This is a genomic window from Streptomyces umbrinus, from assembly GCF_030817415.1.
GTDB classification, from domain to species: Bacteria; Actinomycetota; Actinomycetes; order Streptomycetales; family Streptomycetaceae; genus Streptomyces; species Streptomyces umbrinus_A.
In genome coordinates this window covers 4,432,537-4,444,096 of the sequence record NZ_JAUSZI010000002.1, presented here as the reverse complement: position 1 = coordinate 4,444,096, position 11,560 = coordinate 4,432,537, and the positions used below count along the sequence as shown (strand labels likewise).

The following is an 11,560-nucleotide window of genomic DNA, read 5'->3' as shown; positions in this document are numbered from 1 at the left end:
GACCCCCCGCGTCCCTGGGATCCTTGGAGGTGAGCCGCCGTGGCACTCTCGATTTCGGCGGTGGTGCTGCTGGCGATCATCGTCTTCATCCTGATCAAGAAATCAGGACTGAAGGCGCCTCACGCCATCGTGTGTGTCCTGTTCGGCTTCTACCTGGCCAGCTCGACGATCGCGCCCACGATCAACGATCTGACCACGAACATCGCGGGCATGATCGGAGACATCAAGTTCTGACCCGCCTCGTAGGGTGGGGTCCATGACGGAACTGCCCTCCCGGCGTCTTCTCCTGGTGCACGCGCACCCGGACGACGAGGCGATCAACAACGGCACGACCATGGCCAGGTACGCGGCCGAGGGCGCCCACGTCACGCTCGTGACCTGCACCCTTGGCCAGCGGGGCGAGGTCATCCCGCCCGGCCTCGCCCACCTGTCGGGCGAGGCCCTCGGCGATCACCGCCGGACCGAGCTCGCCGCGGCGATGCGCGAGCTCGGGGTGAGCGACTTCCGCTCCCTCGGCGGCCCGGGCCGCTACCACGACTCCGGAATGATGGGCCTGCCCGACAACGACGACCCGCGCTGCTTCTGGCAGGCGGACGTCGACGAGGCGGCCGCGGATCTCGTCCGTGTGATCCGCGAGGTGCGCCCCCAGGTGCTCGTGACGTACGACACGAACGGCGGCTACGGCCACCCGGACCACATCCAGGCCCACCGCGTCGCCATGCGCGCCGCCGACCTGGCCGCGGAGCCCGGCTTCGGTCCGGAGCTCGGCGAACCGTGGACGATCGCAAAGATCTACTGGAACCGCGTACCGCGCCCGGTCGCCGAGGAGGGCTTCGCCCGCCTCAAGGACGTCCTCGACGAACTGCCGTTCCCCGCCTCCGCGGCCGTCGACGACGTGCCGGGCGTGGTGGACGACTCCCTGATCACCACCGAGATCGACGGCACCCCCTTCGCCGCGGCCAAGGCCGCCGCGATGCGGGCGCACGCCACCCAGATCGAGGTCGTCGAGCCGTGGTTCGCGCTCTCCAACCAGCTCGCGCAGCCGCTGTTCGTCGTGGAGTACTACGAGTTGGTGCGCGGCGAGCACGAAGGCCCGGCGCGGGAGACGGACCTGTTCGCCGGGACGGTCGAAAAGGATGAGGGTGTCCGATGAGTCGTGTTGGATGTCCGACACGTAATGAAGTGAGTGGCTGATGAGTACGGCGAACAGGCCGGGTGCGGGCAGCATGCTCGCCGAGCCCCCGCGAGCGCCCTCGGCGGGACGGATCCTCGTCCACCTGGGGCTCTTCGTGCTGGGTGCCGTGGTCGGGGCGTCCGGCGGACTGGTCCAGTCGGGCCTGTTCCCGGGCGGGCTGCTGCTCGCGCTGGCCGGCGCGGCGGGGCTCTTCGTCGGCGGGGGACGGGCGACCGGTGGCCGGGGCGGGGCCGTCGCACCCGCCGCCGGCTGGATGATCGCCGTCGTCCTGCTCACCGCGAGCAGGCCGGAGGGGGACTTCCTTTTCGCCGCGGGAGCGGGCTCCTACCTCTTCCTGCTCGGCGGAATGGCCGTGGCTGTGATGTGCGCCACCCTTGGCCCGGGGCGGCAACCAGGTGGGCCCGCCGCCCGACTTGGCAAGTGACGTACCACTTCGCCACAGTGCGCAGGTGCAAGTCCGGTGTGGGTTTCCCCTACGGCCGAAGGTTGCGGGCGACAAGTGGCCAGTATGGTGGTGCGCGCCGCCGAGCCGCCCGAAGCGAGGTCGAGTACACGGGCGGTGGAGCCAACCAGGAGAACCTGCCTTGAGTCGTGAAACTGACAGTCCGTCCTCCGGGCCCAACGGGCGCGGCGGAACCGCATACCCGTCGGGGACTCCGCCGTACGGAACGCCCAAGGCTTCCGACGGCGCCGCCGACAATGGCCGTTCCGCCGGTGACCGGCCGGAGCAGCCCAAGACCGAGACCACGCTGACGACGCGGATCCGCATCAACATCCCCGGATCCCGGCCCATTCCGCCGGTGGTCGTGCGCACGCCCGTCGGAGGCGGTGAGACCTCCGACAGCACGAGTGTGCCCACACAGGCCCCTGTCGACACCGGGCCGAGCACCGGCGTGGGCGGGCCCGTGGACTCCGACACCGGATCCCACCCCATGCCCACGGCCGCCGCCGAGGACAAGACCAGCGACTGGTTCGCGCCACGCAAGTCCGGTGCGCCCAAGGGCGGTCCGGGCGGTGGCGGCACCAACGGCGCCGGGACGCCCGGCGCTTCGGGTGCGCCGGGCCCCGGTACGGGAGTTGGCGCTTCCGGTGCACCCGCTGCACGGCCCTCCGGCTCAGGTGCGCCCAACGGCGCCGGTGCCGGTGGTGCGGCCAGGCCCGGTGGCTCCCGGCCCGGCGGCACCAACGGCGCCGGGCTGCCCGGCGCGGGCGGTACCGGGCCCGTGGCGCCCGGCCACGGCGGCGGTACCGGTTCCTTCGACGTGTCCGCGGCACTGGCGGCGGGGCCGCTGGGCAACGGCCCCGGCAACTCGCCGTATCCGACGGACGGCACGGGCGACGGCGGCGGTGAGCCGCGGCGCGACGGGCTTCCCTACTTCTCCGGCGGCGGCCAGGGCGGACCTTCGGGCCCGACCGGCGGGCCGGCCACCGGCGACGGCCGCCTGACACCGCCCGGCGCTGTGCGCGGCGGAGTCCCGGGCGGGCCCGGCGGGCCCGGTGGCCCCGGTGGTCAGGGCGGCCCCGGTGCACCCGGCGGTCCGCGGGTCCGTGGTGGCATGGGCGACCAGAACGGTCAGGGTGCCGCCGCGTTCCACGGCGCTCCCGGCGGACCGGGTGGCGCCGGAGCACCGGACGGCTCGGGCTTCCCCGGCCCCAACGGCGCGCAGAACGGCTCCGGCTTCCCCGGCGGATCGGGTGGACCCGGAGCACCGGACGGCTCGGGCTTCCCCGGCCCCAACGGCGCCCAGCACGGCTCCGGTTTCCCCGGCGGACCTGGTGGTCCTGGCGGTCAGGGCGCCGGCCCCGGTGGTCCCGGCGGCTCGGGCTTCGCCGGTGGTCCCGGTGGCCCCGCTGGTCAGGGCGCCGGCCCCAGTGGTCCCGGCTTCCCCGGTGGCAAGGGCGCCCAGCACGGCTCGTCCTTCACCGGAGGACCCGGCGGCGGGATGAGCGACGACACCGCGATCCTCACCCCGCAGAAGCCCGCCCCCGAACCCGGTACGCCGGGCTACGGCGGCGCCGGTGAGAACGTCTCCGGACACACGCTGACCAGCGGCATCCCCGTCGTACCGCCCGCCCCGAACTCCTCGTTCGGACCGGGCGCGCACACCGACGGACCGCTGCCGCACCAGCCCCCGAAGCTGCCCGACCCGGTCTCGCCGGCGGCGCCCGCGGCCTCGCGGCCCAAGAAGAAAAAGGGCCGCAGCAAGCTCGTTCTGCTGGTCACCGGCGTGGTCACACTCGGCGGCATCGCGTACGGCGCCGGGCTGCTCATGAACCACTCCGACGTGCCCAAGGGCACCACCGTGCTCGGCGTCGACATCGGCGGCGGCACCCGTGACGAGGCCGTCAAGAAGCTCGACGACGCCTTCAAGACGCGGGCGGCCAAGCCGCTGCGGCTCTCGGTCGAGGGCGACACCGTCACCCTCAGGCCGGACCAGGCCGGTCTCCAGCTCGACAGCCAGGCGACGGTACGGTCCGCGGCGGGCAGCGACTACAACCCCGTCTCGGTGATCGGCTCGCTGTTCGGCAACCATCGCGTGGTCGACCCATCGATGCCCGTCGACGAGGAGAAGCTGACGGCCGCCCTGGAGCGCGCCGCGGGCGGCTCCGGCTCGGCGACCGAGGGCACGATCAAGTTCCAGTCGGGCAAGGCCGTCGCCGTCTACGGCAAGGCGGGCAAGGGCATCGACACCGGACAGTCGACGGAGGCCGTCGAGGAGGCGTACCGCGCGCAGGTGGAGACCGGCAAGGCGGCGACCGTCAAGGTTCCCACCACGACCAAGGAGCCCAAGGTCACCAAGGCCGAGGTCGACCGCATGATGAAGGCGTTCGCGCAGCCGGCGATGTCGGCCAACGTGACGGTCAAGGCCGGCGGGGTGGAGCTCCAGTTCAGCCCGGAGAACTCCCTGTGGAAGTTCCTCGGCGTCAAGGCCAACGCCCAGGGCAAGCTGGTCGAGTACTACGACCTGGAAGCGCTGAAGGAGCTGTACGGCAGCGCCTACGACGGCGTGCTGATCACCCGGGGCAACGGCAAGAAGACCCCCGTGACGCCCCAGGACGTGGTCGGCGCGATGCGCCCGGCGCTCCTCGGCAAGACGGCGGCGGACCGTGTCGGAGTGATCGAGACCAACCCCAGCTAGTCGCGCACTGGTTGAGCCGACTGGTTGAAGGGGGCACCCGGTGATGGCCGGGTGTCCCCTTGTCTCGTTCCGGCGTCCGGCTCATCGTGGCCCGAGTGGCCCGCGCCGGGCGGGTGCCGAAGGGGCGGGTGCCGTATGGGCTGGGAGTTCACGGACGACCGGGGGATCACGTTACGGCGCATCGGGCGGCCCGAGAGGGTGGCCGCGTACGTCCGCGCGGGCGCGGCACTGTGGGATCTGGGGGTGCGGCCCGTCGGGGTGTACGGATCAGGCCACGACGGCGACGAGCCCGACCGTGCCAAGTCCGGTGCCCTGGCCGACGTCCCGTACCTGGGCGCGGGCAAGGGACTCGACGACGGGGCCATACGTTCCGTACGGCCCGACATCGTCGTCGACGTCACGTACGACCGGGAGAAGCCGTACGCCGTCACGGAGGCGGCGGCGAAACGGGCCGGCGCACCCGTCCTCGCGCTCGCGGTCGGCGGCGACACCTCGCTGCCCGACATCCTGGGGCGCTTCGACCAACTGTCGGTGGCCCTCGGCGGCGAACCGGCGGGTGGGGACAGCGAGTTGGCCGCCGCGGAGGACGCCGTACGGGCCGCCGCCGCTCCGCTGAAGGTGCTCGCGCTGTCGGCCGCCGGAGCCCGCCAGGTGCATCTCGCCCGGCCCGGGACCTGGCCCGAACTGCGTCATCTGGCCGAGCTGGGCGTGGAGTTCGTCGAGCCGGGTGCCGGGGGCGCGAACTGGGCCACGACCACTTGGGAGCATGCCGTCGGCCTCGCCCCCGACCTGGTCCTCGCGGACGCCCGCGTGAACGCCGTACCGGCGGGGGAGTTGGAGTCCGTGCCCGCCTGGCACGCCCTCACCTCGACCGCGACCGTGGAGCCCTGGAACCCGGAACTGCCGTGCAGCGCCCACGCGTACGCCGCTTTTCTCCGGTCGGTGGCGGACGCGCTCGAGGTGCTCGGGGCCAAGAGGTGAGCTTCGCGTGACCCCCCTGACCGCCCGGGCCGGTCCCCTTTGCCGGTCGCCTCCGCGTACCCGCACATGACATCTGTCATCCGGGAGTCACGACGGCCGACACTGCCGGGCGGGGCCCGCCTCCCGCCACGCTGGGTCACATGACAGCGACTGCGACAGCGGAGGCCACCGGCTCGGTGGTCGGGTTCGATCAGGTGACCAAGACCTACGGAAGCGTACGGGCCGTGGACGGGCTCACGCTGGCCCTGCACCCGGGCGAGACCGTGGCCCTGCTGGGGCCGAACGGCGCCGGCAAGTCGACCACGCTCGACCTGCTGCTCGGCCTCAAGCACCCGGACAGCGGCTCGGTGCGGGTGTTCGGCGGCAGTCCGCGGGACGCCATCGTCGCCGGGCGCGTCGGCGCGATGCTGCAGAGCGGCGGGCTGATGGACGAGGTCACGGTCGGGGAACTGGTGCGGCTGGCCTGCGACCTGCACCCGAAGCCGTTTCCCGTGCAGGACGTGCTCGCCCGCGCGAGCCTCACACAGATGGCGGACCGCAAGGTCAACAAGCTCTCGGGCGGCCAGCAGCAGCGCGTGCGCTTCGCGCTCGCCACGGCCGGGGACAGCGACCTCATCGTCCTCGACGAGCCGACGACCGGCATGGACGTCTCCGCGCGCCAGGCATTCTGGGCCACCATGCGCGAGCAGGCCGACCAGGGGCGGACGGTCCTCTTCGCCACGCACTACCTGGAGGAGGCCGACACCATAGCCGACCGCGTGCTCGTCCTGCACCGGGGACGGCTGCTCGCGGACGGCACCGCCGCCGAGATCAAGGCGAAGGCCGGCGCCCGGCGGATCGCGTTCGACCTGGAGGGGCCGGTCGACGATCTCGCACTGCGCGACCTGCCCTTCCTCACCTCGCTCGACGTGTCGGGCCACACGGTCCGCATCCAGTCCTCCGACGCCGACGCGACTGTCCACGCCCTCTACGGACTAGGCGTCTACCCCCGCAACCTCGAAGTGGCCGGGCTCGGACTGGAGCAGGCCTTCGTCGCCATCACCGCCGCCGAGGAGGCGCGCACCTCATGAACGCCATGAACCCCATGAAGGCCGTGAACGGCATGTCCGGTATGAGCGGTCTGACAAAGCTGGAGATCATCCGCGCCCTGCGCAACCGCAAGTTCCTGTTCTTCTCGGTGATCTACCCCTCGGCCCTGTTCCTGCTGATCGCGGGCAGCGCCGACAGCACCACCAAGGTCGACGGCACCGGGCTCACCCTGCCGACCTTCTTCATGGTCTCCATGGCGTCCTTCGGCGCCCTGACAGCCGTCCTCATGGGCAACAGCGAGCGCATCGCCAAGGAGCGCGAGAGCGGCTGGGTACGGCAGTTGCGGCTCACCACCCTGCCCGGACGCGGCTACGTCTTCGCGAAGACCGCGAGCGCCGCCGTGATCAGCCTGCCGTCGATCGTCGTCGTCTTCGTGGTCGCCGCGGCCGTGAAGGACGTACGCCTGGACGTCTGGCAGTGGCTCGCGCTCACCGGCGCGATCTGGGCCGGCAGCCTCGTCTTCGCCGCGCTCGGCGTCGCCATCGGCTACCTGGCGAGCGGTGACGCGGTCCGCCCGATCACGATGATCGTGTACTTCGGCCTGTCCATGCTGGGCGGACTGTGGATGCCCACGACGACCTTCCCGGACTGGCTGCAGGACATCGCGAAGTGGCTGCCCACGCACGCGTACGCTGCCCTCGGGCAGGCCATCGAACAGAGCCGGGCCCCGCACGCGAAGGACCTCGCCATCCTCGCAGTCTCCTTCGTCCTGTTCGCGGGCGGCGCGGCCTGGCTGTACAGGAAGGACACGCTGAAGGCGTGAGCGGTGTGGAGATCGGCATCGGGCAGCGCCCCACGAACCGGAAGCAGCGGGCGGTCAAGCTCCTCTGGACCAGCATCTGGCTCGCCTACCTGAGCGCACCCGTGAGCGACCTGCTGCACGGCGGGCACAGCGACGGAGTCCGCGTCCTCGGCGTCCTCGGCCTGGTGGCCTTCGTCGTCTGGTACTTCGCCCTGATCTTCCGCGCCGGACGCGGTGAGACGAACGGTGTGGTGCTCGGCTCACTGGCCGTGCTCGCGGCCCAGTCCTCGATCCTCTCGCTCACCCTCGGCCGCGAGTGGCTCGTCCTGTTCGTGTACGTGTCGGTCGCGTCCGGCGCGGCACTGCCTCCGCGGCTGGCACGGCTGACCGTCCCGGGCGTGTCCGCGCTGATGACGGTGATCGCCCTCTCCGTACCGGAGGGGAACGAGTACCTGGCCTCGCTGCTCCTCCCGGCGCTCCTCGGCGGTTTCGCCATGGTCGGCGTCCGCACCCTGATCCGTACGACGATCGAGCTGCGTGAGGCGCGCGCCACCGTCGCCCAGCTCGCGGCCAACGAGGAACGGCTGCGGCTTGCCCGCGACCTGCACGACCTGCTCGGTCACTCGCTCTCGCTGATCACTCTGAAGAGCGAGCTCGCGGGCCGGATGCTGCCCGAGCACCCCGACAAGGCGGCCCAGCAGGTCGCCGACATCGAGAACGTCAGCCGGCAGGCCATGGTCGACGTCCGGGAGGCGGTCACCGGCTACCGGCGGCCCCGGCTGCCCGGCGAACTCGCGGGCGCGCGGGTCGCCCTCACGGCGGCGGGCATCACGGCCGAACTGCCTGCCGAACCGGACCTCACGGGCGTCGCCTCGGAGACCGAGTCCGCGCTGGCCTGGGCGCTGCGCGAGGCGATCACCAACGTCGTACGCCACAGCGGCGCCCGGCGCTGCGCGGTGGAGCTGGTGCGGCGCCAGACGCTGGACGGGCCGGTGCTGGAGCTGAGCGTGGAGGACGACGGGGGCGGCGCGGACAGCGGTCCGGGCAACGGGCTGACCGGACTGCGGGAACGGCTGGAGAAGGTGGGCGGAGAGCTGGAGGCGGGGGGCGGGCGGCGCGGGCGGCACGGGTTCCGGCTGCTGGCCCGCGTACCGGCGGACGCGGCGGCCGTAGGATCCGGGGCATGAGCCGAACGATCAAGGTCCTGCTCGCAGAGGACCAGTCGATGGTCCGCGAGGCACTCGCGGCTCTGCTCGGCCTCGAACCGGACATCGACGTGGTGGCACAGGTCGCCCGCGGCGACGAGGTGCTGGCCGCCGTACGCGGGCACGACGTGGACGTGGCGCTCCTGGACATCGAAATGCCGGGCGCCACCGGCATCGAGGCGGCGGCCGAGCTCCACCGGGAGTTCCCCGCGCTCAAGCTGGTCATCCTCACGACCTTCGGCCGCCCCGGCTACCTCCGCAGCGCCATGGAGGCGGGCGCCGACGCCTTCCTGGTGAAGGACGCGCCCGCCGCCCAACTCGCCGCGGCCGTACGCAAGGTCCTCACCGGCGAACGCGTCATCGACCCCGCCCTCGCCGCGGCCGCCCTGGCCGAGGGCGCCAACCCCCTGACCGACCGCGAACGCGAGATCCTCCGCGCGGCGGCCGACGGCTCCACCAACGCCGACCTGGCAACGACCCTCCACCTCTCCCAGGGCACGGTCCGCAACTACCTCTCCACAGCCATCCAAAAACTGGCGGCACGGAACAGGGCGGAGGCGGTCAGAATCGCAAGGGAGAAGGGCTGGCTGTAGGGCCCCGCCAAGGGGCCGCCCCTTCAGGGGCGCCCCGTAGGGGCGCGGGGCTGTGACATTTGCGGCTCCGCCGCGGGGCGCGACAAGCCACAACGCACCCGCAGCCGCGCTACAACAACAGCCCTACGGCGCCTGGGTGAATGATCCGCGAGCCTCAGTTGAGCATGGCCCGCGCGGCCCGAGCCTGCCGCCGAACCCGATCGGCCGCAGGCTCATCAACGGCGGCCACAACCTCCGCGTACGCATCGAGTTCCGTCGCCCCCGTGAGAAAGTCCCCCCGCTCAACGAGCAGTTGCGCCCGGTCGTACCGAAGCCGAGCAGGATGGGAGGGCAGCAGCAGGGAAAGCTCGACGGCCCAGAGCGCGACATCGGAGCGCTCCGGCCGGGCGGCGGCCCAGGCACGGACGTTGTTCAGGATGCGCAGCGCGACGTCCAGCGGATCCGCGGGCGACAGCATCGAAGGATCCAGCGGCGCCCCCGTCGCCCCGGCGACGAGCAACTCCGCATCGGTCCCGGTCAGCACCCGGCCCCCGTCGAAGGGATCGACGAGAACCTGCTGCTCCGGCGGCCCGAACCCCACGACGAAGTGCCCCGGCAGAGCAACCCCGTACACGGGAGCCCCGGCCCGCCTCGCGACCTCCATCCACACTACCGAGAGCAGGATGGGCAGCCCGCGCCGCCGCCGCAGCACCTCGTGCAGCAGCGAGGAGTCCAGCCGCTGATAGTCACCGGGCGTACCCCGGAACCCGCAGCGGCCGCCGAGGTGCTCGGCGAGCGCCGCGGCCCAGGACCGCGGCCCGCCGGGCCGGAACGGCAGCTCCCCGGCCAGCCGGTCCAGCTCGATCTGCGCCGCGTCGATCCCGGCCTCGTCCAGCTCCCCGTCCGCCTGGGCGCCCACCAGCAGACACAACGCCGACAGATCGGGCCGCTCGGCCCGCGCCTCGTCGCCGAACCGCCGCCGCCACTCGGCACTCCGCTCGGGCCCGGGAGGATGAAGAGGACGCATAGCTGCCTCGTGCCCTTTCACACCGATCGATACCGCTCTGTGGCTCCGCCACGAATGTCGCCGCCGGAACCGTGGCCGACCTGTTCGTCGGCGCCCGTGGAGCTCCCGCCGCCCGTTGCCTGGGTCCCGCGATAGTGGTGGTACGCGTGATGCGCCGCGAAGCCCATGCCCGCGTACAGGGCCCGGGCGCCCGCGTTGTCGGCCTCCACCTGGAGCCATGCCGCCGAGGCGCCCTCGGACAGCGCCCGGCGGGCCAGGGCCGTCATGACCGTGGTGGCGAGACCCTGGCGGCGCAGGGACGGATCGACCTCCACCGCCGCGAACCCGGCCCAGCGCCCGTCGATCACACAGCGGCCGATCGCCGCGGGTATGCCCGGCTCGGCGCCCGGCACGGTCGCGAACCACACCGAGGGCCCGCTGCCCAGCACCTCCAGAGCCACTTCGCTCACGCCCTTGCGCTGGTAGCGGCCGAGCCACGCCTCGTCCGCCTCGCGCGCCAGCACGACGGTCCGGTCCGGTCCGGGGTCCGGGAGATCACCGATCGGTGCCAGCGCGCCGATCCACATCTCCGCGGTCACCTCGCGCTCCCACCCCCGCGCCTCCAGCTCCGCGCACAGCAGCTCCTGCGTGCCCGCGGCTCCGGTCGCGGTCTGCACGTACGCGGGCAGCTCCCGGGCCGCGTACCACTCCCGTACGAGCGACAGCGCGTCGTCCAGCGGAACGCCGGGGTCGCCGATCGGCAGCACCGAGTTGGCCCGCCGGGTGAATCCCGCGGCGGCCCGCAGCTCCCACTCGCCGAGCCGCTCCCGCTCGACCGGCTGCCAGGCCCGGGCGGCGACCCGTGCCAGCTCCTCGTACGAGGCCGCCGGGCCCCTTCGCCGGGCCGGCGCGGACGGTACGACCTTGCCCGCCACCAGCGCCGATTCCGGAATACGGACGCTCTCCCCGGACCGTCGTGTGATCAGCAGCACACCGTCGTCCCATGATGTGAGAACGCCAACCGTGTCGGTGAACTTCTCACCCTCAGGAGGGTCTTCGCGCAACCGTCGTACCGAGACACGTTTCCCCACGTCAGCGGGGGTAACACGGACTTCGAGACGGAAGTGTGCGGAGAATTCCACAGCTCAGTCCAACCCTCCTGTTCGGATCATGCCCAAGAACGGAGATACTAGGTGCGGGCATCGACGACGCCGCGCTCCCGCGCGCCAGGTGGCGGAGCCTGAAGACGGCTCGCCAGCGCCCTATCGAGGAGGAACGACAGCGTGACCTACGTCATCGCGCAGCCTTGTGTCGACGTCAAGGACAAGGCGTGCATCGAGGAGTGCCCGGTCGACTGCATCTACGAGGGCTCCCGGTCCTTGTACATCCACCCGGACGAATGCGTCGACTGTGGTGCCTGTGAGCCGGTCTGCCCGGTCGAGGCGATCTTCTACGAAGACGACACTCCTGAGGAGTGGAAGGACTACTACAAGGCGAACGTCGAGTTCTTCGACGAGCTCGGCTCGCCCGGCGGTGCCAGCAAGCTGGGACTCATCGAGCGCGACCACCCCTTCGTCGCAGCGCTGCCGCCGCAGAACCAGTAAGCGGTACGTACGCCGGGGGCCCCGCC

At 72.2% G+C, this 11,560-nt stretch carries 12 protein-coding genes; 10 read left to right on the top strand and 2 right to left on the bottom strand.

What is annotated here, in order from left to right; genetic code table 11:
* Positions 1-39: 39 nt before the first annotated feature.
* The 9 genes from QF035_RS19410 to QF035_RS19370 all read left to right on the top strand — a co-directional run bounded on the left by QF035_RS19410 (position 40) and on the right by QF035_RS19370 (position 8,945).
* Positions 40-234 (top strand): hypothetical protein, encoded by a 195-nt coding sequence (locus QF035_RS19410; protein WP_055611106.1) that lies wholly within the window; start codon positions 40-42, stop codon positions 232-234.
* 22 nt (positions 235-256) lie between these two features.
* The gene (gene mshB / locus QF035_RS19405) at positions 257-1,153 is read left to right on the top strand and encodes an N-acetyl-1-D-myo-inositol-2-amino-2-deoxy-alpha-D-glucopyranoside deacetylase (protein ID WP_307521656.1); all 897 of its coding nucleotides are present in this window, start codon (positions 257-259) and stop codon (positions 1,151-1,153) included.
* 40 nt (positions 1,154-1,193) lie between these two features.
* On the top strand, positions 1,194-1,619 hold the full coding sequence (locus QF035_RS19400) for a DUF6113 family protein (protein ID WP_307521654.1): 426 nt from the start codon (positions 1,194-1,196) through the stop codon (positions 1,617-1,619).
* Between the two features lie 160 nt (positions 1,620-1,779).
* On the top strand, positions 1,780-4,335 hold the full coding sequence (locus tag QF035_RS19395) for a hypothetical protein (protein ID WP_307521653.1): 2,556 nt from the start codon (positions 1,780-1,782) through the stop codon (positions 4,333-4,335).
* Between the two features lie 135 nt (positions 4,336-4,470).
* The gene (locus tag QF035_RS19390) at positions 4,471-5,316 is read left to right on the top strand and encodes an ABC transporter substrate-binding protein (protein WP_307521652.1); all 846 of its coding nucleotides are present in this window, start codon (positions 4,471-4,473) and stop codon (positions 5,314-5,316) included.
* A 140-nt stretch (positions 5,317-5,456) separates the two neighbouring features.
* Positions 5,457-6,386 (top strand): ABC transporter ATP-binding protein, encoded by a 930-nt coding sequence (locus QF035_RS19385; protein ID WP_307521651.1) that lies wholly within the window; start codon positions 5,457-5,459, stop codon positions 6,384-6,386.
* Between the two features lie 41 nt (positions 6,387-6,427).
* Positions 6,428-7,168 (top strand): ABC transporter permease, encoded by a 741-nt coding sequence (locus QF035_RS19380; RefSeq protein WP_307531237.1) that lies wholly within the window; start codon positions 6,428-6,430, stop codon positions 7,166-7,168.
* Positions 7,165-8,334: a sensor histidine kinase gene (locus QF035_RS19375; RefSeq protein WP_307521649.1), complete on the top strand. Its 1,170-nt coding sequence runs from the start codon at positions 7,165-7,167 to the stop codon at positions 8,332-8,334. Before QF035_RS19380 ends, QF035_RS19375 begins: the two co-directional genes overlap by 4 nt.
* A complete protein-coding gene (locus QF035_RS19370) occupies positions 8,331-8,945 on the top strand; it encodes a response regulator transcription factor (RefSeq protein ID WP_307521648.1) in 615 nt (204 codons plus the stop codon). The genes QF035_RS19375 and QF035_RS19370 overlap by 4 nt, the downstream gene beginning before the upstream one ends.
* Before the next feature lie 154 nt (positions 8,946-9,099).
* Here QF035_RS19370 and QF035_RS19365 read toward each other — a convergent pair whose 3' ends face one another.
* Together QF035_RS19365 and QF035_RS19360 are read right to left on the bottom strand one after the other, a co-directional pair.
* A complete protein-coding gene (locus QF035_RS19365) occupies positions 9,100-9,951 on the bottom strand; it encodes a transglutaminase-like domain-containing protein (protein WP_307521647.1) in 852 nt (283 codons plus the stop codon).
* 17 nt (positions 9,952-9,968) lie between these two features.
* Entirely contained in the window at positions 9,969-11,072 is a 1,104-nt protein-coding gene (locus tag QF035_RS19360) for a GNAT family N-acetyltransferase (protein ID WP_307521645.1), read from the bottom strand.
* A gap of 141 nt (positions 11,073-11,213) precedes the next feature.
* Here QF035_RS19360 and fdxA point away from each other — a divergent pair, with 141 nt between their 5' ends.
* Positions 11,214-11,534, top strand: a complete 321-nt coding sequence (gene fdxA, locus QF035_RS19355; RefSeq protein WP_019058397.1) for a ferredoxin — start codon at positions 11,214-11,216, stop codon at positions 11,532-11,534.
* The last annotated feature ends 26 nt before the right edge of the window (positions 11,535-11,560 follow it).